This is a genomic window from Leisingera sp. CC-HEC096, from assembly GCF_059429235.1.
Map to the genome: position 1 here is coordinate 2,963,220 of NZ_JCAIJS010000001.1, position 25,627 is coordinate 2,988,846.

A 25,627-nucleotide genomic window follows, 5' to 3' on the forward strand; every position below is an offset into this window, starting at 1 on the left:
GCTGCGTGCTGCGGCCGCCCTGTCCAGTTTTGCTTCCGGCCGAAGGTCAGGAGCCGGAATACTCGGTCGGGGCGACCACCTGTTCCATCAGGTCGTTGTTCCATTCGCCCTCGACCACCACGTGGGCCGTTGCGCCAAGGTTCACCGCCTCGATCAGGTTGTGGTTCACGTAGGCATAGACACCTGGCTGCAGGAACTCATAGAGCGCTGCCCCGGCCGAACCGCCGCGGATGAACCAGGTTTCCAGATCCCGGTCCGGCACGTTGTTGAACTTACCGGCTTCCCAGACCAGGTCGCCGTGGCCGCCGATCAGGTGCGGACGGCTGTCGCGGTTGGCTTGGCTGTGCACGAACAGCACTTTCTCGCCCTGCTTCGCCTTCATGGCATTTTCGCCGGTCAGCGCGCCAACTGCGCCGTTGAAGACCACGTGGCTGGGGATCAGCCCGTTCATGACTTCCAGCGTGTCGGGATAGCTTTCCCCCACGTCCTCATAACGGATGTAGTCGCCGTTTGCGTCCTTTGGAATGTAAAACTCGTTTTCGCCGATGTAGAAGACGCGGTCGTATTTCACCGGATTGCCGTTATGGTCCGACAGCCCTTCGCGCGGCAGCACCATGATGGTGCCGGCCATGCCCGAGGCGACGTGCCAGGGGATCATGGGGCCGCCCGGTGCGCAGTGATAGACAAAAGTGCCGGGACGCGTTGCCTTAAAGCGCAGCACGGTTTTCTCGCCCGGGTTCACCAATGTCAGCGCGCCGCCGCCCAGGGCGCCGGTGGCTGCGTGGAAGTCGATGTTGTGCTGCAGCATGTTTTCCGGCGGGTTGATAAGGGTGAGTTCGACATAATCGCCCTCATGCACCACCATCATCGGACCTGGGATGGAGCCGTCAAAGGTCATCCCCTGAAGGTAGGCGCCCTGGTCGACCTCGATCTCCTTTTCGATGATCTTCATCTCGAATTCGACGATGCGGGGGGCACCCGGGGCGATCTGCTCGTGTTCATGCACGAAGGGCGGTGCAACCAGCTCGCGCTTGATGCGCTTGAGGCTGGACAGGTCCACAGGCGCCGCGGCCTCGTGGACGGATGTGCTCTCGGCCTTTGCGGCTTTGGCCAGTACAGGCAGCGCTGCTGCGCCGGCTGCCCCCATCAGTGCGGCTCTGCGGGTCAGCATGATGATCTCCTTTCAGTGTTCAATGTGCTGTGTTGAGGAGACCCTAGCGCCGCGCGCTGTACAGGTGTTTGTCCCTTATCAACCTTCGATATGAATTCTTGATGTCAAGATAAGAGGTTTTTAACATGCAGGATTTGCCGCTGTAGAACATGGCCAAGGCTGCGTGATCAACGAAGCGGTTTAGGAAGGAACTGCCGGCAAATTTAATTGTTAAGGCTCGTTTAACGCGCCGCCTGCTATTTCAGGGATGGGTGAAAATAGTGGTGGTGGATATGAGCGCACAGAGCAATGTGGCGCCCATTATCATCAAGAAGAAAAAAGTCAGTGGTGGCGATGGCCATCACGGTGGCGCGTGGAAGGTGGCCTATGCCGACTTCGTGACCGCGATGATGGCCTTCTTTATGCTGATGTGGCTGCTGAACGCGACGACGGAAAAACAACGCAAGGGGCTGGCGGATTACTTCTCGCCTTCGATTCCGCTGAGCCGGGTTTCCGGCGGCGGCAATGGTGCGTTTCAAGGTGACAGCATGTTCACCGAAGACATCAAACCGCAGTCTGGTACTGGGGCAACGGATATCAACCCGATGGATGCCCAGCAGGCGCAGGGTGAAACCGGGGTTGAGTCCAACGAGAATCGCGAGGAAGAGGATTCCAAGTTCCGCGCAATCGAGGAACAGCTGTCCGGGCGCGGCGGCGAGAGCATGGTGTCGGTCGCAATGTCCCGCCATATCGTGACCCGGGTCACCGACGAAGGGCTGATCATCGAGTTGTTCGCCACCGAGGACATGCCCCTGTTCAAACAGGACCAGGCGGAACCGGAACCGCTGTTCAGGGATCTGGTCAGGATGATTGCGCGGGTCTCGGAGAGCGTGACCAGCAATGTCGCTATCGGCGGCCATATTCGGTCCCACCCGGTTGTTCTCGCGAAGAATCCGGTTTGGGAGTTGTCCCACGCGCGGGCGGACAAGACGCGCACGCTGCTCGAATCGGGCGGTCTGGCCGCGGGCCGGGTTTACAGGGTGACTGGGCATGCCGACCGCAAGCTGGCTGTCGGAAATCCCATGGCCGCTCGCAACGACCGGATCGAGATCATCTTTTTGCGGGAATAAGTCCCTGAAAACATTGAGGCAGGCGGCTGACAGATAGGTCATATTTTATCTGTTAGCCGCCCGTTAATCGCTCCTGCGCTAGCTGTTGCAACCAGAATGATTAGATGCAGCAGAAAGGCGTGCTATGACCATTTCTTCGTCGCTGAACGCGGGCGTTTCAGGATTGAGCGCCAATGCCAGCCGGTTGGCTTCCATTTCCGATAACATCGCCAACTCCTCGACCCGCGGCTACAAGCGGGTCCAGACCGATTTCCATTCCATGGTCTTGTCCGGTTCCGGCGGCACTTATTCTGCGGGTGGTGTGCGCGCGACCAACGTCCGGCTTATCGACGAGCGCGGCCCGCTGGTTTCGACCAACAACGCCACCGATCTGGCAGTGCGCGGCCGCGGCATGCTGCCGGTGGCCTCGATCACTGAAGTGGAGGCTGGCGGCAGCCCGTCTATGATGCTGACCAGCACCGGCTCTTTCCGGACTGATTCCAACGGGTATCTGTCGACGGACTCAGGCCTGGTCCTGATGGGCTGGCCCGCGCTGGCTGACGGCACGGTTCCGGATGCGGCCCGCGATACCAGCGACGGCCTTGAACCCGTCCGGATCGACCTCAACAGGCTGTCAGCGGAACCAACAACGGAAATCAGCCTGACGGCAAACTTGCCCGCCGCCGAAACCGATCCGGGTGCCTCCGGCGCCGTTGTCGAACAGGTGGTACAGTATTACGACAACATGGGCCGCTCCGAAGAGCTGACGATCACCTATACGCCCACGGTTGCAACGCTGCCGGCTACCACCGGTACGAACGAATGGACAATGCAAATCGTGGACTCCGCGACAGGCGCAACGGTCATCGGCGAATACACACTGACATTCGATGACAGCGCATCGTCGGCCGGCACGCTTCAAAGCGTAGCGACCGTAACCGGGGGTGCCTACGACGGAACCGCCGGCTCGGTGACCATCAACGTTGCGGGCGGCCCGGTCGAGATCAATATCGGTGTCATTGGCGAACAGAACGGGATGAGCCAGCTGGGCGACGAATTCGTGCCTGGCACGACTGAGAAGGACGGTACGGCAGTCGGTTCCTTCGTTTCGGTTGAGGTCAACGCCTCCGGTGAGGTGATTGCCGCCTATGACTCCGGCGATACGAAGGTCATCTACAAGGTTCCGCTGGCGGATGTCTCCAACATCAACGGCATGCGGGCGCTGGACAGCCAGACCTACAAGCCGACTGACGATTCCGGGGCGTTTTACCTGTGGGATGCCGGTGACGGGCCGACTGGAGAAATCCTGGGTTACGCACAGGAGGAATCGGCGGTCGACGTGGCGACAGAGCTGACCGACATGATCCAGACCCAGCGAGCCTATTCGTCTAACGCCAAGGTAATCCAGACCGTTGACGAGATGCTGCAGGAAACCACCAACATCAAGCGCTAAAGCGCTTGATGCTCCCTGACATTGGCTTCACGAAAGCAGGCTGAACATGTCTCTTTACACCGCCCTTAACAGCGCGATGAGCGGGCTGACCGCGGCCGGCCGGTCCTCGCAAGTGGTCTCTGAAAACCTGGCCAACGCGCTGACCCCGGGCTACACGCGCCGGGTTCTGGATCTGAACAGCCCGGGCGTGGGCGTTCCCGGTGTCCAGACCGGCAATGTCCAACGCATGAATGATCCGGTGCTGATCTCCAACCGCCGGGTTGCCGAAGCGGAATACGGAGCCGCCAAGGCGGAGGCCGATTTCTTCGGCCGGATGTCCGATCTGGTGGGCACTGTTGATGACGGGATGTCACTGGCCGCACAGCTCTCGGACTTCGAATCTTCGCTGATCGAAGCGGTCTCGAGACCGGACTCGCAACCCCGTCTGAACGACCTTGCGGTCAAGGCCAACTCCTTGGCAGACTCGATATCGCGCACGGCTGAAGGGCTGCGCGACCTGCGGATCAATGCGGACAGTGCGATCGGCAGCCAGGTCAATACGGTGAACCAGGCACTGAAAGAGATCGAGAAGCTCAACGCGCGTATTATGGTGGTGGAAGCAGGCGGCATGGACGCCGTGGCAATGCATGACCAGCGTGACCAGCTGATTGACCAGGTGAACGGGATTATTCCGGTCAATGTTGTCCGCCGCGACAACGGCCAAGTAACCCTGTATTCGACCGGCGGGGTGATGCTGCTGGATCACAAGGCGTCTGAGCTGAGCTTCACGCCTTCGCGCGATATCATGCCGCACATGACATTGGGCAACGGCATGATTTCCGGCCTCCAAGTCAACGGTAAAACAATCGACACCAGCCCGGATGGTCCGCTGCGCGGCGGCACCCTGACCGCGCAGTTCGAAATCCGTGATGTGACCGCGGTCGAGGCTCAGGAGGATCTGGACGCCATGGCCGCCGATCTTATCGAGCGTTTCCAGGACCCGGCACTGGATGCCAGCATCGGGGTCACGGACGCCGGTATTTTTACCGATGATGGGGCCTTCTACGATCCGTCGAATTTCGTCGGAATATCCAACCGGATTGAGCTGAATGATCTGGTGGCTTTGGACGGCGCCGGTGAGACTTGGCGGTTCCGCGATGGCCTTTATGCAGCCGGCCCCGGCGATCCTGGCGATTCCAGTTTGCTACAGGCCTATTCCGACACGCTGAACACCACCCGTACGGTGTCCTCTGTCGGACTTGGGACCGCAGACATGACAGCTGCGACGCTAAGCGCGAACCTGTTGTCGCGGTTTGCACAGGATAACGAAACCGCCTCGCGTGCATCAACTTTTGCCGCAACCAGTTTCAACGAGCTGAGCCAAGCGGAACTGGCGCTGGGTGTCGACACCGACGCGGAGCTGCAGAATTTGATGCTGGTTGAGAAGTACTATGCCGCCAACGCCCGCGTGCTCACCGTTGTCGACGAACTTATGGAAACACTTTTGAGGATCTGACCCATGATTTTGAATTCATACGGCGATATGGCGCAGCACCTCTTTCTCCGCAGCCGCAATACGGAACTGAAGGAAAACGTCACCACACTGTCTGAAGAGTTTGCCACCGGTAAATCGTCCAATTTGAGCGAGCGGCTCGGCGGCGATTTCACTTATCTTGCAGATCTCGAGAGCTCGCTGAACAGGATCGACAGCTATATGGTTGCCAATGGAGAAGTTCAGTTGTTTGCCACCGCCACGCAAGGCAGCCTTGACAAAGTGCACAGCCAGGTGGAGGCGATGCGCAACGACATCCTGAGGCTGTCGCCCGCGATTGACACGGATAACGCGCAGCAGTTCGGCAGCCAGGCCAAGCAGCGAATGTCCAGCGCCATCAACCTGATGAACACCTCAGTCGGGGGGCGGACGATCTTTGCGGGCACGGCGACGGACACCAAACCTCTGAATGACGCCAGCACCTTAATGACTGCCGCGCTCGCGGAAGTCGCAGGGCTGACAACCAGCAATGACATCATCCAGGCCGTCAAGGACTGGTTCGACGATCCGGCGGGCTTTGACGCCGTCATGTATCAAGGCTCCACAACGTCGCTGCAGCCGGTTACAGTCGGCGAAGGAGAACAGGTGACCCTGGGCATCCGCGCCGATGATGACAACCTCAAGCATGCCCTGCAGAGTTATGTGATCACTGCTCTGGCGGATGAACCCAGCCTCGGCCTGACCGATGACGTGCGGATCGACCTGGTCATCGAGGCCAGCAGCGAGCTGTCCGAAAGCGCGGATAAGCTGATTGATCTCCAAGCCGATGTAGGGTTCATCGAAGGCCAGCTCGAGGCAGTCAACACCCGCAACGAGGCTTCGAAAACCAGCCTGAGCATTGTCAAAAACAATCTGGTATCAGCCGATCCTTATGAGACCTATACCCGGCTGCAAGAAGCGCAAACGCAGCTGGAAGGACTGTACACTATCACAGCCCGCAGCTCGCAGCTGTCCTTGCTGAAGTACATCTCATGATGGGTTTCTTGCGTCTCTTACTCGCTTGCCTGTTTCTGCTGCCTGTGCTGGCGCAGGCAAGCACCATCCGGCTCAAAGATCTGGTGGAATTCGACGGGGTTCGCGGCAATGACCTGGTCGGCTACGGTTTGGTTGTCGGCCTGGATGGCACCGGCGACGGGCTGCGTAATTCGCCGTTCACCGAAGAAATCATGTCCAACATTCTGGAGCGGCTTGGCGTCAACGTGACTGGCGAGCAGTTCCGGCCCAAGAACGTGGCGGCGGTTTTTGTGACGGCGACCCTGCCGCCCTTTGCCCGCGTCGGCAGCACTATTGATGTGACAGTGTCGGCCATCGGCGATTCCAAAAGCCTGATGGGCGGCACGCTGATCATGACACCTCTGAATGCCGCGGATGGCCAGATTTATGCCGTTGCCCAGGGGACGATCCTGGCTGGCGGTGCGGTGGCTGAAGGTGAAGCCGCCACGGTTACCCAGGGGGTGCCGACGGCTGGCGTGATCCCGGCCGGTGCGCGTGTCGAGCGGGAGATCGATTTTGACCTGGCTTCGCTGAGCTCCATGCGGCTGGCGCTGCGGGAGCCGGACTTTACCACTGCCGGGCGGATCGAGCGGGCGATCAACAACGAATTTGGCCGCAACGTTGCCTTGATGCGCGATTCCGGGACGGTCGAAGTCGACATTCGCCGAACCAATACACGTTCCACAGCGCATGCGGTGGGCAGGATTGAAAACATTTTGGTTGAGCCACAGCGCAAGGCGCGGGTGGTGGTCGACCAGCGCTCCGGCACCATCGTGATGGGCAGCGACGTGCGGATTTCCCGCGTGGCTGTTGCTCAGGGGAACCTCACCCTTCGGATCGAAGAGACGCCGCTGGTTGTTCAGCCCAATCCCTTTGCAGATGGTGAAACGGTTGTGGTGCCCAGAACCGGTGCCGCCATCGAGGAAGAGGAGGGGATCCAGCTGGCTGAAGTGCCCGAAACAACCTCGCTTTCAGAAGTCGTGGCAGGCTTGAATGCCCTGGGAGTGTCTCCACGGGACATGATCGATATCCTGAAAAGCCTCAAAGCCGCAGGGGCCCTGCACGCGGAGTTCGTTGTCCGCTGACACGCGCGCCAGTTCCGACGGAACACGCCCCGGCTTCATCTGCTGAAGCCGGGGTATTTCTTTGCTTTTCCCTAAACCACTCGTCTCCGGCGCTCACCTGGCTGTGAATAGCGCTCAGGCCCTGTGCTGGATGTTTGCTTGCAGGCTCTCGGAGCGCAGCCAGGGCAGGAGGCAAACTATCAAAGAGCTTTGGGTATTTATCGGGACTTGCAGTGGTGACCGAGCGCGCATTTTCCTTGCCCACTTCAGGCAAGCGGCTGTGCTTGAGGGGACGCAAGCGTCTGGCCACTTTCCGCGGCGGGCGGAGCGAGCGGCCAGAGGGCCGGACCTGCGCAGTGCCGGACCTCATGCAACTCAATCCCCCCCTTCGGCTTTCAAGGAGCACCAGTTTCTGGCAACGGCAAGAGTTCCCGCACAGGAAAAAGCCCGGGCACATGATGTGTCCGGGCTATTCCTAGTGTGTGGGTTCAGATGTTTAGGGGTAGTAGCTGCGAACAAGCGCGGTGGCGATCAGGCTCCAGCCATCGGCGACAACAAAGAACGCCAGTTTGAACGGCAGGGACACGATGGCCGGTGGCACCATCATCATACCCATCGACATCAGGATGGCGGCGACCACAAGGTCGATCACCAGGAAGGGAAGAAAGACCAGAAAACCGATCTGAAAGGCGCGTGCAATTTCCGACAGCAGGAAGCTCGGGATCAGTGCGGACAGCGGCGCTTCTGGCACCGGGTCCATGCCCTGAGTTTCCGGTCTGAGATCAGCAATGGCATAAAACGTGTCCGGATCCAGACGGTTGGCCATAAACGCCCGGAATGGTTCCAGGCTGCGGGTGATGGCCTCGCCCGGTTCAAGCCGCTCCTCCAGCAGCGGGTTGATTCCGGTGCTCCAGGCCTCGGTAAAGACCGGCTCCATCACAAAATAGGTCAGGAACAGCGCCAGGCTGATGATCAGCATGTTCGGCGGCGCCTGCTGCAGCCCGATGCCCTGGCGCAGGATCGACAACACCGTCACTAGGAATGGAAAGCAGGTAACCATGATCAGCAGGCCGGGGGCCAGGCTGAGCACGGTAATCAGAAGGATCAGCTGGATTGAGCGGGCCGAAATCGACTCGCCGTCTGCCAGCGAAAGGCTCAATTCTTGAGCCAGGGCGGTTTGCGGCAAGGCCAGCAGAAGCGCTGAAACAAGGGCCGCCCGCACAATCGTCTTGTGTGTCATCCCAAACCGCTTTGCAGATCGGCAATTTCCGTCAGGCGTACGGCCAATTGGCCTGCTTGCTCGCCTTCCAGCTCTTCCAGCTGGCCGCGGGCGACCAGCCGGTCCCCGACATAGAGGTCGACAGGGTCTTCGACCCGTTTGTCGAGCGTCAGGATCGCATTTTCACCCAGGCTGACCAGATCTCGGATCAGCGGCCGGGCCTTGCCGACCGAAACAACCACTTCGACGGGAACCGAAACAAAGGGGTTGTTTGCATCAGCGGCTTTCATGTTCAGGTCGGCGGCGTCATCCATACTGGCTGTCCTCTTTCGCGTGGTAGGTGAAGGCCTCAATCGAATCCTGGATCGATTCGAGAAGGGCATCGCAATTGATTTCGCATTCGGTGCTGCCGACGCTCAGATAGGCTTGGCCGGAAGACAGCGCGCTGTCTTCCCGAACGGTCACCGGAACAGAGAAGTTCTGCGGCAGCAGGCTGCGTACAGGCGCCCCTTCGCCCGGAGAAACCACGATTTGCATCGGCTGGTCGGTCTGCCCTTTCGCCATTCCGGCAAGCTGATCAACAATGTGGTGCCCAAAGGAGGCAGCCATGGCATCCGGCAGTATGGCACTGGTCAGCACTTTGAACATCGGATCCAGCGAATCGAGCAGCTGGCTCTGCGCTTCGTGATAGGTAAAACTCAGATCTTCCAGCGAGTTGGCCAGCTCAGTGGATATCCGGATGGTTTCCTGATCCTTGGCGGTCACGGCGTCGTCCCAGCCGGCGCTGTAACCCTTCTCAAAGGAGGCCAGCCGCTGTTCTTCTATGACCTCTTCGGACACCGTCGGCAGTACCGGTGCCGCCGGTGTGTTGAACCCGAAATCTTCAAGCAAATGCGCAATTGTCATCAGGCTTGCTCCCTATTTTCTTCCAGCCAGCCGCGCAGGATCTGGACGGTTTCCTCCTGCCGCTCACCAATCAGGTTACGCAGCCGGTCGACGGGATCATCCATGCCGCCGCCCAAGGCCGGCAGCCCGGCGGCGCCCATCATGTCGCCCGTGCCCATAGCCGGCAGGCCGCCCATCGGTTCGAACTGCCCGGTTTCGTTGTTTTCGATTTCACCATCAAGCGCGAGCCCCGCGCCCAGGTCCGGAGCGGTCATGAAGCCGTCGCCGCCAACGCCGGGCAAACCAGGCAGGTCGCCTCCTTCGGGGCTTGGCAGCGCTGCCACCGGCGCGGCTTGATTCGACAGGATCGGCCGCACCACGAAGAGGCCCAGGATCAGGCTGACTAGAGCCAGCGCGCCGATCTGGATCAGCGACATAGCGTCGAAGTAGAGATTGTCGAAGAAGGAGGCCGTGGCCACCGTGCCCTGCGGCTCCACCGCCGGCAGCTCCATGGACTTAAGGGTAATGACGTCTCCACGATCCTCGTCAAAGCCGACGGCTGCGGAAATCAGTTCCCGCATTGCGGCGAGTTCGTCTTCCGGCCGGGGCTGGAAGACTGTTTCCCCAGCAGCGTTGGTGATTGCTGTGCCATTCACGAGGACGGCGACAGTCAGACGCTTAATGGCGCCGGGTCCGCGGAGAATTTCCTTCTCAGTTTCGGAGATTTCATAATTGATCCGCTCACGGGTTGCGCTGGTATTGGCCTTGGACCCTTGGCCGGAGGCGGCATCGCCATCGGGAATATTGGAGGCAACGGTGACTTCACCCGCCTGATTGGTGGAAGAATCGGCGCGTTCCTCGACATCGGTGCTAACCGCGACCCTGCTTTTGGGATCCACGCGCTTTTCGCGGATGGATTCTGTGTCGGTTACGGTTTCGACACTGACCTCGACCACGGCGTTGCCTTGGCCGACGCGGGCCTCGACAAGGCGCATGACACGTTCGCGAATCATCTGGGAGCGGTCATCGGTGCCGGCACCGGCTGCAGCAGTGGCATCCGACGACCCGATCAGAGCGCCATTGGCATCGATCACGGCAACATTTTCCACCGCAAGGCCGGTGACAGCGGAGGACACCAGGAAACGGATTGCGTTGGCCTGCGCAGGCGTGATCGGCGAACCCATGGGCACGATGGAGACCGATGCGGTTGGCTCAACCGTGCGCTGGAAGGGATTCGAACCTGTGTTGGCGATATGCACCCGGGCCTGGCTGACATGCGGGCTGGCGACTATGGTGCGGGCCAGTTCGCCTTCCTTGGCACGCCAGTAGGCGGCGTCGAACATCTGCGAGGTGGTGCCAAAGCCGCTGAGAGAATCGAGCAGCTCATACCCTTTGCCGCCATTGGCCGGAAGGCCCTCGCTGGCCAACGTCATCCGCAGTTCGTCACGCTGCGTCGACGGCACATAGATAGAGCCGCCACGCACTTCATACTGGGTGCCGCGCTGTTCCAGCGCCCGCACCACATCTCCGGCCGAGCCGCTTTCCAGCCCGGCATATAGCAGTGTCATTGATGGCTTGCTTGCCACATGGGACATCGCGATGACGCTGAGAATCATAATTACCGTGGCACCCACGGCAATCAGACGCTTTCGCATGTCCATCTCTGCCCAGACATTCTTGATCTGCTGCACATTAACCTCCGTCGCACCGGCGTTCTGTCCGGCGTGCAACCTTTTTGACGGATCGGCCTTAACATTCGGTTAGTTCCTCGCAGGTTATGAAGATGCTGCACGACGTTTTAGGGATAGCCATGACAGACGCTGCAGTAGATACAGAAGCAGAAGCCCCGGCCAAGAAAAGCAAACTGCCCCTCATCATCGGGGTGGTGCTGGCACTGGTTGGCGGCGGCGGCGGATTCTTTGCCGTTCAGTCAGGCCTTCTTCCCTTTGGTCAGAAAGCAGCGCCAGAACCGGCGGCTGCGGCCGAAGAGGCGCCAGAAGGCGTGGACACTGGTGAGACGGCGGAGGATATCGCCAATCTTGCCTTCATCGAAATGGACCCGATTGTGATTACCCTGCGCAAAGCCAGCGGTATCAAGCATTTGCGGTTCCGCGCGCAGCTTGAGGTCGACCTGGCGCACCAGGCCGAGGTCGAGAAAATCCTCCCGCGGGTTGTCGATGTCCTGAACAGCTACCTGAGAGCACTGGAGCTTGAGGATCTGACCGATCCGATGGCTCTGCCGAAACTGAGAGCGCAGATGCTGCGGCGGATCAACATTGCCACCGGCCAGGGCCGGGTGCGCGATCTGCTGATCATGGATTTCGTACTGAACTAGGAGGACAGGATGGACATTATTGCTGATATCCTGCTTGCGGCCGGGGCGCTGGGCGCCGGATTCTATTGTCTGGTGCTGTCGCGCCGTCTCAAGCGGTTCAATGATCTGGAGAAGGGCGTGGGTGGTGCAGTTGCCGTTCTGTCCGCCCAAGTGGATGATCTCAACAAATCATTGCAGGCGGCGCAGCAGGTGTCGGATGGCTCCAGCAAGGCGCTGCAGCAGCTGACGGGCCGGGCCGAAACGGTCGCGCAACGTCTGGAGCTGATGATGGCGTCGATGCATGACATTGACGAAGCCGACGCTGCGGCACCAGCGCCAGAGCCCGCTGCGGAAGATGAGGAAATGGCAGCTGCCTATGAGGCTGAAGCGCAACCGGAAGAGGAGAAACAGGAGGAGAGCAAACCCTCCGGCTTGATGTTTGTCCGCCATAACCGCAGCCAGAACCGGGTGGCGTGATGGCAAAGGCAGCGAAGAAATCCAAGCATTTGCGGCGTGGCAGCACACTGATGATGCTGGCGGTTCTGCTCATGGGCTCTGCCGTGGTGCGGCTTGGCCTGGAAGCCGGGCCGGCAATTGCCCGTGAAGTGGCCAGCTTGAAGGAGCCGGGTGGCGAAGAGCAGGCACACAAGGGCGAGCCGCACCGCGAATCGATGCCGACTTCCGCTGAGCTGCAGACGATGCTGGCCGCATTCCAGGAGCGGGAACAGGCATTGGATGCGCGGGAAGCGGAGATTCAGGACCGGATGAAGGCGCTGGAAATCGCCGATCAGGCGATCGACAAAAAACTGGCGGCGCTGGAGCAGGCGGAAGAAAAGCTGCGCGCGACCCTGGCACTGGCTGACGGTGCGACTGAGGCGGATGTGACGCGTCTGACCTCTGTCTATGAGCAAATGAAGCCCAAGGAGGCTGCAGCCCTGTTCGAGGAAATGGATCCTGCGTTTGCGGCTGGCTTCCTCGCCCGGATGCAGCCGGAGGCCGCGGCAGGAATCATGGCGGGTCTCAGCCCGGAAGCGGCTTACACCATCAGCGTTGTCCTAGCCGGACGCAACGGAGCTGTGCCCACGGAATGAGTTGGGCGCGCGGGCTTAGTCTTTCCTTAGGACGACTCGTCTAAACTAATAAAAACCAACGGAATTCGGAGTGGACCTATGATCGGGATTGTAGGCATTGTGGTGATCTTTGCCATGGTGTTCGGCGGATACCTTCTGGCCGGCGGCAAACTGGCGATCATCATTAAGGCGCTGCCATTTGAAATGATGATGATTGGCGGGGCGGCTGTTGGCACCTTCCTGATCAGCAACGACATGGGGGGCATCAAGCACACGCTCAAGGATGTCGGCAAGGTTTTCAAGGGCCCCAAGTGGAAGCCGGATGACTACCGCGACTTGCTGTGTCTGCTGTTCGCCCTGATCCGGATTGCGCGCGCGAACCCGGTCGAAGTTGAACAGCACATCGAAGACCCGGAAAATTCCTCTGTTTTCAACAAATACCCCAAGATCCTGGGAGACAAGGAAGCGGTGAACCTGATCTGCGATACCATGCGTTCGGCATCGATGAACTATGACGATCCGCATCAGGTGGAAGAGGTGCTTGAGAAGAGGATCGAGGCGAATCATCACCATGCCATGCACGGCAGCCATGCGCTGCAGACCCTGGCTGACGGCCTTCCCGCGCTTGGGATCGTTGCGGCGGTTCTCGGTGTGATCAAGACCATGGGATCGATCGACCAGCCGCCAGAGGTTCTCGGCAAGATGATCGGCGGCGCTCTTGTGGGAACCTTCCTGGGCATCTTCCTGGCTTACTGTCTTGCGGCGCCCTTTGCCGGCAAGGTGAAGACCGTGGTCGAGGAAGATGCACACTTCTACCAGCTCATCCGCGAGGTGCTGGTGGCCAATCTGCACAATCACGCAGCAGCTATCTGCATTGAAGTCGGCCGCCAGAATACCCCGTCGCATTTCCGCCCCGGCTTCTCGGAGCTGGAAGAAGCCCTGAAATCGGTGAAACAGGACGCAGCATGATCTGGCGAGCACTTGCCACGGCGGCTGTTGTCCTGACAGCCGCCACTGCCCAGGCGCAGACCATTGTGACCCGCTCGGGCGAACACAAGGGGTTCACGCGCCTGGTGATGCGCCTTCCGAACGGTGCGGACTGGTCGTTGACCCAAAGCGGCAATACGGCGACGGTCAACATTGACGCGCCTGAGGTGGTCTTTGATACAACCCGGGTCTTCAACCTGATCCCCCGCACCCGGCTGCAATCCCTCGGACAGAATGGCCCGGGCCAGCCGCTGCGGCTGCAATTGGGGTGCGAGTGCACGGTAACCTCCTATGTGCAGGAGGATGGCTATCTGGTGGTCGACATCCGCGATGGCGGTAAACCGGCGCAGCAGCCGCAATATTCCACGGCAGGCAGCATTCTTCCGGTGACCACGCCGGCTGCGGGGGCCGGCTACCGGTTCAGTTTCTCTCAGTCGGCGTCAGCGGATGCGCGGACGGCTTTGGCCGCCGCAGTAGCGGGGCGGTCTGATCCGGGGAGTACAATCCGGCCTCAAGAAGACAACCAGGCGCTGGATCTTGCGCCTGAATCTGCTGCGTCCGAAGAACCGGCAGCAGAGGATCTCGTTTTGCCGCTCGACGGAAGCAGCTACCGCGTGGACGCTGAAGGCATCACCGAAGACGCCCCGCACGCGCTGCCGGAGACCGGGGCGCTAATCAATCTGGCGGAAACCGAGCGTGCTGCGGTGGTCAAAGAGTCCGAGCAGCGGTTGCTGCAACAGATTGGACGCGCGGCGAACCAGGGCCTGGTGAGCGTGGCCGCGGACGGGCTGCCCGCCGCGGAAGCAGCGGCCGGGCTGGATCCTCTTGGACCTTCGGATAGGCCCCTGAACCCGCTCGACCATATCTCCGTGACTTCCGCAATTGACCGTGAAACCGGACTGATGGCCGTTCTTAGCGATGGCAGTCCCGAGGCATCTCATTGTTTGCCTGACAACGCAGTGGCCATCAGCACTTGGGGCTCCGACAGCCCGTTTTCCGACCAGATTGGTCCGCTGCGCAGCGCGCTGGTCCGCGAGTTCGACGACATCAACCCGGCGGGCGTCTTTGCGCTGGCACGGATCTATCTCTATTTCGGCTTCGGAGCGGAAGCCCGGTCCATGCTGGCAATCTTGCCGCCCGGGGACCGGAACGGCGCGGAGGCTGCCTTGCTGACGGCCATGGCTCTGCTGATGGATGGTGCAGAGCTGCCACCGCAGCATCCCTTCTCAGCGCAGCAGGGCTGCGAAGGAAGCAGCGCCCTCTGGGGAGTTCTGGCTGACGGTGCGGTCAAGAAAAGCGCCGATACCGATGCTATTCAGCAGGCGTTCTCGAAGATGCCGACCCATCTGCGGGTTCATCTGGGGCCGCGTGTCAGCAAGATGTTTGCCGAAGCTGGCGATCATCATGTGGCGGAAGCGGTGCTGCGTGCCGTGGACCGGACTGGAATTGAGGACGTGCCGGAAATCAACCTGGCTGAGGCGGCAATTGCCGAATTGGAAGGTGATTCTGAGAAGGTGGCCGAAGAGCTGACGAGCGAAGTCGCGGAGCGTACCGGCAATGCACCGGCCGCGCTGATTGATCTGGTGGCCCTCAGCGTAAAGGAGCGCAAGGCGCTTTCGCCGGATGTGCCGGATCTGATTGCCTCCTATGAACTGGAGAACCGGGAGACGGAGCTGGGCGCTGAGCTGCGTAAAGCCCAGGTATCTTCTCTGGCGCTTATGGGGCAGTTCCAGGACGCGTTTCATGAGCTCAAGGGCCTGACGGAACGTGATGGCCCAGGTGCCAGGGCCGCTGCGCTGGAGCCGCTGATGCTGCTGCTGGCTGAACGCGCGGACGATGTGACTTTCCTGCAGTACGGGCTGGTCTTCGCAGGGCAGGCCACGGCAGCTGAGGCTGCCCCTGTCGCCGTGCCGGTGGCCCGCCGGTTACTGGATCTTGGGTTTGCGGACCAGGCTCAGGTGCTGCTCAACAAGCTGTCGCTGGCGCCGGAAAATGAGGCCCGCCGGCTTATGATGGCCGAGGCTGCGCTGGCGCAGGATAAACCGCATCGGGCGCTGGTTGAGTTGATGGGGCTTGAAGGATCCCGGGCCAACCGCCTGCGCGCCGAGGCTCTTTGGCGCAATGGCGAGTATGCCCGTGCTGGGGAGTATCTCCTGGCTGAGGATGACAAGGATGCAGCCGCCCGCGGATTCTGGCACTCTGAGGATCTGGGAGCGATCGAGGAAATCAAGCCGGAGGAAGGGGCGCAATTCGGAACCGTCGCCTCTGTCACCACAAAAATCGGCGAAACCGCCCAGGATCCGGACAGCCTGCCGCCGCTGGCGTATGCGCGGGCACTGGTGGAGAGCAGCGAGGGGACGCGGGGCGGTATCGCCGACTTGCTGAACCAGGTCGGCACAACACTGGACGCTCCTGAAGACAGTCAGTGATCCGGCATTCGGTTTACTGTGTTTTGGCCGTCCCGCCCGGGGCGGCCTTTGCATTCGGCTGATAACACTTTGTCAACTGGCTGCCGGTAACCTGGGTAACGGGTGAATCCTGATTTGGAACGGGCAGAATGCCGGAAAACAACTTTAAACTTTGCCTGCAAGGGCCAAGTCCGCGCGCAACGCACAGGGCACGCGATGCTATTGGCGCCACTGGTGCCACTCTCACACATTTCTCCAAGGTTAATTCCGGATGGCTTGCAGAGGCAGCCGCCGGGTCGATGCAAGCCGGCACCGAGCGGGCTGCTGACTGGCTAACATCCGGATGGCTGCCGTTTCTGGCTGTGGCGCCCAGTGAGATTTTCAATCAATTGAAAAACATTAATAAATGGGGCCGAAACTGTGCCTAAGCTGACGACAGAACAACTTTTCAGCCCCACTGTCCTGCTGGCGCTGGCGCTGATGGCGATCATCGTAATGATGATCCTGCCTATGCCGGCCTGGGTGCTGGACGTCGGGCTGGCGGCTTCATTTGCGCTTGCGATCCTGATCTTCACCATCACGCTGTTCATCGAACGGCCGCTGGATTTCTCCTCCTTCCCGACAGTTCTTTTGGCCTCGCTGATGCTGCGCCTGTCGCTGAACGTCTCCTCCACCAAGCTGATCATCGGTCAAGGCCACTCTGGCACCGATGCGGCTGGTAACGTCATCGAAGGGTTTGCTCAGTTCGTCATGGGCGGCAGTGTGTTCCTCGGCCTGGTGGTCTTTGGGGTACTTTTGATCGTCAACTTCATGGTGATCACCAAGGGCGCCGCCAGGATGGCTGAAGTGGGTGCCCGCTTTGCCCTGGATGGAATGCCTGGCAAGCAGCTCGCCATTGACGCCGATATGTCCGCGGGTGCCATCGATCACCAGACCGCCAAGGAACGGCGCGAGCGCGACCAGCAGGAAACGACCTTCTTCGGTTCGCTGGATGGTGCGTCGAAGTTCGTCAAGGGCGACGCCATTGCCGGTTTGTTGATTACTCTGCTGAACCTCGTCATGGGGCTGATCATGGGGGTGCTGGTCCACGGCATGCCGGTTGGGGCCGCGTTTGAGACCTATGCTATTCTGACCGTGGGCGATGGCTTGGTATCGCAGATCCCCTCGGTGATTATTTCGATTGCGGCCGCATTGCTGCTGGCGCGCGGCGGCACTACGGGTGCAACCGACACCGCATTGTTCGAACAGTTTGGCCGGCACCCCGCTGCATTGACCACCGTTGCCGTGCTGATGGTGCTGTTTGCGCTGGTGCCGGGGTTGCCGTTTCTGCCCTTCGTGATCGGAGGGGGAGTTCTGGGCTACACGGCGTTCCGGATGGCCAAGAAGAAGCAGGACGATGAAGAAGCCGAGATCGAAGAAAAGATCGAAGAGGCCTCCGACCCCTCTGCCGCGCGGCCGCTGGGCGACATTCTGGATCTCGACGATCTGCATCTGGAGTTCGCGCCCGATCTGGTCAGCATGGTGCTGGACCATGGCACTGGGCTTGATGCGCGGATCGCAAACATGCGGTCCCACATCGCCACGACATTCGGCCTGATCCTGCCGGAGATCCGCCTGACCGATCAGCACGATCTCGAGCGGGGCACCTATGTGATCAAGGTGCAGGGTGTCGAACAGGTGCGCGGCACCCTGCATCCCGATATGGTCCTGGCGCTGATGCCGGACAACCATGATGCTTTGCCCGCCGGCGCGGACGTGACGGAGCCGGTCTACGGTGCCCCGGCGCGCTGGATTTCCGCCAAGGCACAGGAGCAGGCGGCGCTGGCCGGCGCAACCGTGGTCACGCCGCCGGAAATCCTGGCGACCCACCTGCTGGAGATAATTAAGCAGAACTTCAGCAGACTGCTGACGCTCAAGTCCCTGCGCAGGCTGCTTGACGAAATGACACAGCTTACCGACAGCTTCCGCGCCGAGGCGAACCGCAAGCTGCTGGATGCGCTGGTGCCGGACAAGGTGCCGATGGATACGCTGCATGCGGTTCTGCGGCTGCTGCTGGAGGAGAGAGTGTCGATCCGGAACATGCCTTTGATTCTGGAATCGATTGCAGAGGCGCGCTTGCATACCACGCAGCCTGAGCTGATTTGCGAGCACGTGCGCCAGCGCCTCGGCTTCCAGCTGGTGGCCGAGATGAAACGCGAGGACGGCACCATTCCTCTGATCCAGCTGGCGCCGGAGTGGGAGGACAAGTTTTCGACCTACCAAGTCGACGCGCAAGGCGCCGGGCTCGACATCGCGCTGCCGCCGGATCTGTTCAACCGCCTGGCCGACGGGCTGAGCGATAAGCTCTCGACTATTACCGATCAGGGCGTGTTCGCCGCAGTGGTTACGTCGACCCGCCGCCGCCGCTATCTGAGGACGATTCTGAAGTCCCGCGGGATCACCAATCCGGTCCTGTCGTTCGAGGAAATCGGCCTGGAGGCGCGGCCTGCCCTCGTTGGCATGGTGCAGGCATGAACCTGAACTTTCTGCCGCCAGAGCTTGTTCTGATGCTGGGGGCAGGATTCTGGCACGCTGCCATTGTTTTCCTGCGAGTGGCTGCGATGGTGTCAGTTTTGCCCGCGATGGGGGAACTCTACGTCCCAACGCGGGTCAAGCTGGCGGTCGCTGCGGCCTTTACCTTTGTTGTGGCACCGGCGCTGCCTGCATTACCAGAACCGGACAACGTGCTGGCCTATGGCCGCTTTGCTGTGACTGAAGCCATCATTGGCCTGGCAATGGGCATTGGCGTCCGGATCTTTGTGCTGGCATTGCAGACGGCAGGAACGATGGCGGCGCAGGCGACTTCACTGTCGCAGGTGCTGGGCGGCATCGGTGCAGAGCCGATGCCGGCGCTTGGCGCCGTGCTGATGATCTCCGGCGTGACCCTCGCCACCATGATGGGTCTGCATGTGCGGGTGGCGGAACTGCTGATCGGCTCTTACCAGATGTTCCCAGCGGGCCAGTTTCCGGTTGCGGCCGGGCTGACAGAATGGGGTGTTTTCCGTGTCTCGCAAAGCTTTTCGCTGGCGTTTACGTTGGCAGCGCCCTTTGTGATCACCGCAGTGATCTATAACCTCGCGCTCGGCGTGATAAACCGTGCGATGCCGCAGCTGATGGTGGCCATGGTTGGCGCACCGGTGATCACTCTCATGGGGCTGTTCATCCTTATGGTCGGGAGCCCGGTAATCCTGGATGTCTGGTCCCGGGCCTTGATGACCTTCTTTGCCGATCCAGGGGGCGGGATGCCATGAGCGGCCAGGACGACGACTCAGACAAGTCATTCGAGCCAACGGAGCAGAAGCTCCGCAAGGCCCGGGAGAAAGGTGAAGTTGCCAAGTCCACAGACTTGTCGGTGGCAGCCGCCTATCTAGGGCTGATCATCGCCTTTTACGCGGCCGGCAGCAGCAGCGTCGAAGGGATCGGCACCGCGCTGATGGCCTACCTGGACCAGCCGGACCGGCTGGCGCCGCTGTTCTTCGAGGGCTCCGCCGCTGCGCCGGTGGGCGGGTTCATCGGCAGTGCTTTCCGCCCGGTGCTGCCATGGTTTCTTGTGCCTTTTGCGATTGTGCTGCTGTCGATTGTCGGACAGCGGGCGCTGGTGTTTGCGCCGAGCAAGCTGGAGCCGAAATTATCGCGGATCTCGATCGTCTCAAACGCTAAGAACAAATTTGGCCGCTCCGGATTGTTCGAGTTCTTCAAAAGCTTTGTGAAGCTGACGCTCTATTCGGTGTGCCTAGGCATCTACCTCTCCCATCGGCTGCCAGAGATGATTGCGTCTTCCGGAACTGGACCCCAATCGGTGGTTATGATGCTCGCGCAGCTGTCGATGGAGTTTCTGTTCCTGGCACTTATCATCGCGCTGGCAATCGGGATCGTCGACGCGGCATTCCAGCATGCCGAGCACCGCCGCAAGAACATGATGTCGCGCAAGGAAATCCAGGACGAGATGAAGGACGCAGAAGGTGACCCGCACATGAAAAGCCAGCGGCGCCAGCGCGGCCAGCAGATTGCGATGGGGCAGATGCTGGCCGATGTGCCAAAGGCCGATGTGGTGATCGTCAACCCGACGCACTATGCGGTTGCTCTGCAATGGAGCCGGGAGCCCGGTGCCGCACCGGTCTGTGTTGCGAAGGGTGTCGACGAAATTGCCGCGGCGATCCGGCGTGTTGCCAATGAAAATGCGATCCCGATCCACAGCGACCCGCCGACCGCGCGGGCACTGCACGCGGCAATCGAGATCGGGGATGAGATTCTGGAAGAACACTATGCGCCTGTCGCTGCGGCGATCCGCTTTGCCGAAGAGATGCGCCAGCGTGCCAAAGGACAGGTTACATGAAGCAGAAGATGCTGGATCAGATGGCAGCAGTGACCGCTGCGCAATACATGCAGGAACACGCCAGAATTCAGCCAGTTCTGGCCCGGGAGGCTCAGCTGCGCGGCCAGCTGGCCAAGCTGAATGATCAGGTTCAGGCCGCGCGCGAGTACGCCGATGGCGATCAAGCGATGAAGGCGTTGGGGGCGGACCTTCTTTGGCAGGGCTGGCACACACGCGCCCGGCGGGAGCTGAACCAGGAACTGGCCAAAGCCACTGCGCAAAAACTGCGGAGCATGGATCAGCTGCGCAAGGCTTTTGGGCGCAAGCATGCGGTTGAGACCATGGCCGCCGACGAACACAAGAGGCACAAGGCGGAAAAGGCCAAGGCGCTGATGGCGCGGCTGCTCGAGAACTGATACCTCCGGTTTTCCCTTTGCAAAAAAAATGGCCGGCCCACAAAAAGGCCGGCCATTTCGTTTTTTAGCTACAGAGCCGGGGTCAGACGTCCTGCCGGGATATCTCCATAATCAGAACATCATAGACGTTTTTACCGAGATGCTTTTGTGCGGCTTCCCGCAGTGCGGTGCGTAGAGGCTCCAGCACATCTGACCGGGTGAACGCTCCACGGAAGCCGCCCATGTTGGCGTGGTCGAAGAGGACTTGCAGGAACACATCGCGCAGTTTCGGCTCCAAGGCGCGAACTTTTTCGTCAGTGCCTTGTTTGGCCTCCAGGCTCAACGACAGCACCACCAGCGAGGTCAGTTGGTCGCGCTCCACAACTGGCACGACGAACTGATTGGTAATCTTAATGTATTCGCGCTGGGTTTCTTCGCTTTCTTCGGCGGCGTCGTCTTCGGCTTCTTCAGCGGGCTTTTCGGTGGCGCCAGCCTCGGCAGCATGCTCTTCTTCTGGCGCGGGCATCAGCAAGATGCCGGCACCGATGCCTCCTCCGGTTCCGAGGATCAGCAGGATGACTGGCAGGAGTTTTGACAGCATAGCAACCCTCAGAATGGCAGGACAGCGTCAAGCAGCTGCTGGCCGTAGCGTGGCTGCTGAACATCGGTGATCTGGCCGCGGCCGCCATAAGAGACTCGTGCCGAAGCGATCTTGTCATAAGTGATTTCATTCTGACGGCTAATGTCCTGGGGCCGGACATAACCGGTCACCAGCAGTTCGCGCAGTTCGAAGTTCACCCGCAGCTCCTGGGTGCCGCTGATCGCCAGAACCCCGTTGGGCAGCACGTCGACGACAGTTGCCGCCACCCGCAGCTCCAGTTTTTCGCTGCGTTTAACGGATCCCTTGCCTCCGGCCGCACTTGAGCTGCCCAGCTCCACCGCGTCTGCCGAGGTTGCGCCTTCCGGGAGCTTCCGGTCCAGCCTCTGCGGCAGGCCCAGCAATTGCGGCATATTCAGGCTTTCGGACCCCGACCGCGACCGCTGGGTGTCGTTGGAGATCTCCGCTTCTTCGTCGATTTCGATCACAACCGTCAGGATGTCGCCCCGCTTGATGGCGCGGCGGTCGCCCAGCAGCGATTGCTGCGAACCGCTCCACAGGGATGACCCGTCGACGGTGCGCCGGTTCTGGGTTTGTGCGGGCAATCCTTGGTAGAGCATCGCCACATGTTCCGGCGTTTCATTGGCGGGAGTGAAGCTGGGCGGCTTGCCCAAGTGGTCCATCCGGCCGCAGGCGCCCAAGAGAGCCAGCCCGAAGAGCAGTGGTTTGACGGGGGAAAGTTTCATAGTCATCAGTTTACCTCGACGGAGCCGTCTTGCTTGATCCGGCCGGTGACGGTGGTGCGGGAAGAGAGATTCATGACCCGGACGGCTTCGCCAGCGGCGCCGCGCCCCAAGGCACGCCCCTCCGCCGCAATAGTCAGCACGCCCTGACGGAAAATCAGGGTGACCAGGTCGTTACGTTCAATGATGGCCGGCGGGCCGATATCGCCGGGCCGCAAGGGCCGTCCGGCATAAAGCGCGACGCGTGCTTCCATGCCTGCGACCTCTGCGGGGTCCGACAGTGCGCCCAGGATCTCGCCCTTCTTGAGTGCCAGATCTTCGGTGTTCACGATCTCCTTGGCGCGGATTGTGCGCAGCGGGATCAGGTAGTCCGCCCAAGCGGGCGGCGCGCACAGCGCGGCAGCAGTGAGGCAGGCAAGAGCGAGTTTCATCAGCGCACCTGTGTGGTTGCACCCATCATCTGGTCGACAGCCGAGATGACCTTGGCGTTCATTTCATAACCGCGCTGGGCTTCGATAAGCTCCGTCACCTCGCGCACTGCATCCACCGAGCTGCCCTCAAGGTACCCTTGGCGCAGGGTGCCAAGCCCGTCTTCACCAGCGGTGGAGACAGTGGCGGCGCCTGAGGCTTCGGTTTCGGTGAACAGGTTGCCGCCGATCGCCTCGAGCCCTTTGGGGTTTGTGAACCCGGCCAGAGTGAACTGACCCAGAAGCTGGCCTTCGGGAGAATCCGAGAAGTACCCGTAGACTTCGCCCTCGGCGTTAATCGAAATGCTGGTGGCGTCGTCTGGAATCGTGACTTCCGGCGACACGGCGAAACCGTCGGAGGTTACGATCAGCCCCTCGGCCGAGCGTTTCAGCGCGCCGTCGCGGGTATAGGCGGATTGACCGGAGGGCAGGGTCACCTCCAGGTAGCCTTTGCCATCGATGGCAATATCCAGGTCGTTGTTGGTCTGCTGCAGCGCGCCCTGCGCCAGGTGCACCGAAACAGCTGCGGGGCGTACACCGAGGCCAACCTGCACGCCGGTTGGCAGCACGGTTCCGTCCGACGCGTTCACGGTTCCGGCGCGGGAGATCTGCTGGTAGTGCAGATCGGCGAACTCGGCGCGGCGGGCGTTGTAGGCAGTGGTGTTCATGTTTGCGAGGTTGTTGGAGATGGTCTCCACCCGCAGTTGCTGGGCGCTCATGCCGGTCGCGGCGATCTTCAAGGCACGCATCTGGATTCTCCTAGGACTTGATCAGGTTTTTGATGGCGTTGCGGATGCGTTCGTCCTCCGCTTGCAGAAAGCTCTGGCCCATCTCATAGGCGCGCTGCACTTCGATCATCCGGCTGACTTCGGAAATCGCGTTGACGTTGGATCCTTCCAGAAAGCCCTGCAGAACTTTCGAGTCGAAGTTCTCCTCAATGTCGCCCTCAACACGGAACATCACGCCGTCCTCGCGCACCAGCGTGTGCTTCTCAACCGGTTGGAACAATCCTAACTGTCCCAGCAGGCGTCCGTTTGCGCTCAGCGATCCATCTGCACCCACTTCGATCTTGCCGGCATCCGGCGGCACGAAGACCGGCGCACGGCCAGCATCCAGAACCCGGTAGCCGTCCATTGTCACCAGATCGCCGGCGGCGTTGGAGGAAAAGGCGCCGGAGCGGGTCAGCCGTTCCCCTTTCGGGGTCTCGACCATGAAAAAGCCGTCCCCTTCGATGGCAAAATCGAAGGTCCCGCCCGTCTGGGTCAGCTGGCCCTGCTGCATCGAGGTGTTGAAGATGTTGGCGCGCGACATCGACAACGACGGTTCGCCGGGTGAGGTCTGCACGAATTCCGAAAAGATCAGCCCTTCCTGGCGGTAGCCGGTCGTGGCGGAGTTGGCGATGTTGTTGGCAATGACGCGCATTTCCCGCATCAGGCCCGACTGGCGTGAAATGGTGGTGTAGCCTGTGGTTCCCATTACGAGCCTCCGGCAATCATCGGAACAACGTGGCCGTCGAAGAAGGCCACAAGTGTTTGGGTCATGAAGCCCATAGTCATCCAGAACACGACCAGGATCGCTGTCAGCTTAGGCACAAAGGTCAGCGTCATTTCCTGCACTGACGTAAGGGCCTGGAACAGACCGATGGCCAGACCGACCACCAGCGCGACGACCAGGATTGGCGTCGACATGGTGACAGCGGCCCACAGCGCTTGGCGCAGCGTGTCATAGAAGAGGCTTTCGCTCATCATGGCTTAGACCGGCATCCTCAGGATTTCCTGATAAGCCTCAACGACCTTGTTGCGCACGGTGACCGCGGTTTCGACTGCCAGTTCAGTCTGTGCCAGTGCCTGCACCAATGCATGCGGGTCTGCCTGCGAGGTCATTGCCTGCACCGACACCTGTTCACTGTTCTGCAAGGTTGCTGCGAAGTTCTCGAAACTCTGCTTCAAATGGGCGCCGGCACCACTGCCTTCGTGCGTGGGATCGGCTTTGGTGGCCGGGCGGGCGGCGGCATAGCCGCTAGCGGCGGAAAGGCTGCGAATATCCATTCTGGATCTCCAAAAATTTCAGTTAACGTCTCAAAAGTTCCATGAGCGAGGCCGACATCGAGCGGGTCTGCTCGAACATCTTGAGGTTCGCCTCATAGCTGCGCTGGGCTTCGCGGGCGTCTGCAACTTCGATCATCAGATCGACGTTTGAGCCTTCGAAATGCCCGCTCTCGTCGGCCAGCGGATGCGAAGGATCGTAGACCTTCTCCAACTCGCTGCGGTCCAGGGTGACCCGGCCGGTGCGTACATGTTCCACCTCCGTCTGCAGCTCGCGCACCGATTCGAACGGCACTGCCTTGCGGCGGTACCCCGGCGTGTCGGCATTAGAGATGTTTTCCGACACATGGCGCAGGCGTGCGGCTTGCGCCTTGAGACCGCTGGCGGTGACGGAAAGGGCTTTGGAAAATTCACTCATCTGTCATGCCTCCTCAGGTTTTGCCCAGGCTGGCGCGCAGGATATTCATGGAGGACTTGTAGATGGCCATAGCACGCTTGTGCTGGCGTTCCGTATCAACGCCCTTCAGCAGCTCGGTCTCCACGGACACCGAATTGCCGTTGGGGTCGCTGCCGGTTTCGTCGGCTATGACAGCCCAATCCATCCCGCTGCTGGCGGTGCCGTGCAAATGGCTGCCGCGGGACGCGATCATGCTGTTCGGGCGGGCACCGGCTGCGAATACTTCTTTGAAGGGCTTTATGTCCTTGGCTTGGTAACCGGGCGTATCGGCGTTGGCGATATTCTGGGATACCAATGCCTGGCGCTTGCCGGCATGGGTTGCCATGGAATAGGCAATTTTGAATACGTTCAGTTCTGTGAACACCAGGGCTTCTCCCTTGATCGA

The 25,627-nt window shown here is 60.6% G+C and carries 28 protein-coding genes; 14 read left to right on the forward strand and 14 right to left on the reverse strand.

Features of this window, described 5'->3' with window-relative positions:
- Positions 1-46: 46 nt before the first annotated feature.
- Positions 47-1,171, reverse strand: coding sequence for a copper-containing nitrite reductase (nirK, locus tag AC5STI_RS14235; RefSeq protein WP_495447136.1), 1,125 nt, complete (start codon positions 1,169-1,171; stop codon positions 47-49).
- Between the two features lie 272 nt (positions 1,172-1,443).
- On the opposite strand from nirK, the gene AC5STI_RS14240 reads away from it, so the two are divergent.
- From AC5STI_RS14240 to AC5STI_RS14260, 5 genes are all read left to right on the forward strand, one after another.
- Positions 1,444-2,280, forward strand: coding sequence for a flagellar motor protein MotB (locus tag AC5STI_RS14240; protein ID WP_495447137.1), 837 nt, complete (start codon positions 1,444-1,446; stop codon positions 2,278-2,280).
- A 124-nt stretch (positions 2,281-2,404) separates the two neighbouring features.
- On the forward strand, positions 2,405-3,712 hold the full coding sequence (locus AC5STI_RS14245) for a flagellar hook protein FlgE (protein ID WP_475048728.1): 1,308 nt from the start codon (positions 2,405-2,407) through the stop codon (positions 3,710-3,712).
- 46 nt (positions 3,713-3,758) lie between these two features.
- Complete coding sequence (gene flgK / locus AC5STI_RS14250; RefSeq protein ID WP_495447138.1) at positions 3,759-5,207, forward strand: flagellar hook-associated protein FlgK; 1,449 nt, start codon at positions 3,759-3,761, stop codon at positions 5,205-5,207.
- 3 nt (positions 5,208-5,210) lie between these two features.
- On the forward strand, positions 5,211-6,218 hold the full coding sequence (locus AC5STI_RS14255) for a flagellin (RefSeq protein WP_495447139.1): 1,008 nt from the start codon (positions 5,211-5,213) through the stop codon (positions 6,216-6,218).
- The gene (locus tag AC5STI_RS14260) at positions 6,215-7,321 is read left to right on the forward strand and encodes a flagellar basal body P-ring protein FlgI (protein WP_495447140.1); all 1,107 of its coding nucleotides are present in this window, start codon (positions 6,215-6,217) and stop codon (positions 7,319-7,321) included. The genes AC5STI_RS14255 and AC5STI_RS14260 overlap by 4 nt, the downstream gene beginning before the upstream one ends.
- A 475-nt stretch (positions 7,322-7,796) precedes the next feature.
- On the opposite strand, the gene fliP is transcribed toward AC5STI_RS14260, so the two are convergent.
- From fliP to fliF, 4 genes are read right to left on the reverse strand one after another with little or no spacing between them, the layout of a single operon-like run.
- Positions 7,797-8,540 (reverse strand): flagellar type III secretion system pore protein FliP, encoded by a 744-nt coding sequence (gene fliP / locus AC5STI_RS14265; RefSeq protein ID WP_475048735.1) that lies wholly within the window; start codon positions 8,538-8,540, stop codon positions 7,797-7,799.
- On the reverse strand, positions 8,537-8,833 hold the full coding sequence (locus AC5STI_RS14270) for a FliM/FliN family flagellar motor C-terminal domain-containing protein (protein WP_259967947.1): 297 nt from the start codon (positions 8,831-8,833) through the stop codon (positions 8,537-8,539). Before AC5STI_RS14270 ends, fliP begins: the two co-directional genes overlap by 4 nt.
- Entirely contained in the window at positions 8,826-9,425 is a 600-nt protein-coding gene (locus tag AC5STI_RS14275) for a FliH/SctL family protein (protein WP_475048738.1), read from the reverse strand. Before AC5STI_RS14275 ends, AC5STI_RS14270 begins: the two co-directional genes overlap by 8 nt.
- Positions 9,425-11,095 carry a flagellar basal-body MS-ring/collar protein FliF gene (fliF, locus tag AC5STI_RS14280; RefSeq protein WP_490399459.1) on the reverse strand — a complete coding sequence of 557 codons (1,671 nt, stop codon included), beginning with the start codon at positions 11,093-11,095 and terminating at the stop codon, positions 9,425-9,427. Before fliF ends, AC5STI_RS14275 begins: the two co-directional genes overlap by 1 nt.
- Before the next feature lie 119 nt (positions 11,096-11,214).
- Between fliF and AC5STI_RS14285 the strand changes: the two genes are divergently transcribed.
- From AC5STI_RS14285 to AC5STI_RS14325, 9 genes are all read left to right on the forward strand, one after another.
- Positions 11,215-11,739 carry a flagellar basal body-associated FliL family protein gene (locus tag AC5STI_RS14285; RefSeq protein WP_490399460.1) on the forward strand — a complete coding sequence of 175 codons (525 nt, stop codon included), beginning with the start codon at positions 11,215-11,217 and terminating at the stop codon, positions 11,737-11,739.
- Positions 11,740-11,748: 9 nt separating this feature from the next.
- The gene (locus AC5STI_RS14290; RefSeq protein ID WP_495447141.1) at positions 11,749-12,195 is read left to right on the forward strand and encodes a hypothetical protein; all 447 of its coding nucleotides are present in this window, start codon (positions 11,749-11,751) and stop codon (positions 12,193-12,195) included.
- The gene (locus AC5STI_RS14295) at positions 12,195-12,809 is read left to right on the forward strand and encodes a MotE family protein (protein WP_495447142.1); all 615 of its coding nucleotides are present in this window, start codon (positions 12,195-12,197) and stop codon (positions 12,807-12,809) included. The genes AC5STI_RS14290 and AC5STI_RS14295 overlap by 1 nt, the downstream gene beginning before the upstream one ends.
- A 78-nt stretch (positions 12,810-12,887) precedes the next feature.
- A complete protein-coding gene (motA, locus tag AC5STI_RS14300; protein WP_475040211.1) occupies positions 12,888-13,757 on the forward strand; it encodes a flagellar motor stator protein MotA in 870 nt (289 codons plus the stop codon).
- Positions 13,754-16,204, forward strand: coding sequence for a hypothetical protein (locus tag AC5STI_RS14305; RefSeq protein WP_495447143.1), 2,451 nt, complete (start codon positions 13,754-13,756; stop codon positions 16,202-16,204). The genes motA and AC5STI_RS14305 overlap by 4 nt, the downstream gene beginning before the upstream one ends.
- Positions 16,205-16,663: 459 nt before the next feature.
- A complete protein-coding gene (gene flhA, locus AC5STI_RS14310; RefSeq protein WP_475053059.1) occupies positions 16,664-18,697 on the forward strand; it encodes a flagellar biosynthesis protein FlhA in 2,034 nt (677 codons plus the stop codon).
- Entirely contained in the window at positions 18,694-19,473 is a 780-nt protein-coding gene (locus AC5STI_RS14315) for a flagellar biosynthetic protein FliR (RefSeq protein WP_475048753.1), read from the forward strand. Before flhA ends, AC5STI_RS14315 begins: the two co-directional genes overlap by 4 nt.
- Entirely contained in the window at positions 19,470-20,558 is a 1,089-nt protein-coding gene (flhB, locus tag AC5STI_RS14320) for a flagellar type III secretion system protein FlhB (RefSeq protein WP_475048755.1), read from the forward strand. Before AC5STI_RS14315 ends, flhB begins: the two co-directional genes overlap by 4 nt.
- Entirely contained in the window at positions 20,555-20,953 is a 399-nt protein-coding gene (locus AC5STI_RS14325) for a hypothetical protein (protein WP_495447144.1), read from the forward strand. Before flhB ends, AC5STI_RS14325 begins: the two co-directional genes overlap by 4 nt.
- A gap of 82 nt (positions 20,954-21,035) precedes the next feature.
- Here the strand turns inward: AC5STI_RS14325 and AC5STI_RS14330 are convergent, their stop codons facing one another.
- From AC5STI_RS14330 to AC5STI_RS14370, 9 genes are read right to left on the reverse strand one after another with little or no spacing between them, the layout of a single operon-like run.
- The gene (locus tag AC5STI_RS14330) at positions 21,036-21,533 is read right to left on the reverse strand and encodes a flagellar basal body-associated FliL family protein (protein ID WP_495447145.1); all 498 of its coding nucleotides are present in this window, start codon (positions 21,531-21,533) and stop codon (positions 21,036-21,038) included.
- 8 nt (positions 21,534-21,541) lie between these two features.
- Complete coding sequence (flgH, locus tag AC5STI_RS14335) at positions 21,542-22,282, reverse strand: flagellar basal body L-ring protein FlgH (protein WP_475048764.1); 741 nt, start codon at positions 22,280-22,282, stop codon at positions 21,542-21,544.
- Positions 22,282-22,704, reverse strand: coding sequence for a flagellar basal body P-ring formation chaperone FlgA (flgA, locus tag AC5STI_RS14340; protein ID WP_490399465.1), 423 nt, complete (start codon positions 22,702-22,704; stop codon positions 22,282-22,284). Before flgA ends, flgH begins: the two co-directional genes overlap by 1 nt.
- On the reverse strand, positions 22,704-23,489 hold the full coding sequence (gene flgG, locus AC5STI_RS14345; protein WP_475048769.1) for a flagellar basal-body rod protein FlgG: 786 nt from the start codon (positions 23,487-23,489) through the stop codon (positions 22,704-22,706). The genes flgA and flgG overlap by 1 nt, the downstream gene beginning before the upstream one ends.
- Positions 23,490-23,499: 10 nt before the next feature.
- Positions 23,500-24,216, reverse strand: a complete 717-nt coding sequence (locus AC5STI_RS14350) for a flagellar hook-basal body complex protein (protein WP_495447146.1) — start codon at positions 24,214-24,216, stop codon at positions 23,500-23,502.
- Positions 24,216-24,488, reverse strand: a complete 273-nt coding sequence (locus tag AC5STI_RS14355; RefSeq protein ID WP_475048774.1) for a flagellar biosynthetic protein FliQ — start codon at positions 24,486-24,488, stop codon at positions 24,216-24,218. Before AC5STI_RS14355 ends, AC5STI_RS14350 begins: the two co-directional genes overlap by 1 nt.
- Positions 24,489-24,491: 3 nt before the next feature.
- Positions 24,492-24,788 (reverse strand): flagellar hook-basal body complex protein FliE, encoded by a 297-nt coding sequence (fliE, locus tag AC5STI_RS14360; protein WP_475048777.1) that lies wholly within the window; start codon positions 24,786-24,788, stop codon positions 24,492-24,494.
- A 22-nt stretch (positions 24,789-24,810) separates the two neighbouring features.
- Entirely contained in the window at positions 24,811-25,203 is a 393-nt protein-coding gene (gene flgC, locus AC5STI_RS14365; RefSeq protein ID WP_475048779.1) for a flagellar basal body rod protein FlgC, read from the reverse strand.
- A 13-nt stretch (positions 25,204-25,216) separates the two neighbouring features.
- Positions 25,217-25,606 carry a FlgB family protein gene (locus AC5STI_RS14370; RefSeq protein WP_475053061.1) on the reverse strand — a complete coding sequence of 130 codons (390 nt, stop codon included), beginning with the start codon at positions 25,604-25,606 and terminating at the stop codon, positions 25,217-25,219.
- Between the last annotated feature and the right edge of the window lie 21 nt (positions 25,607-25,627).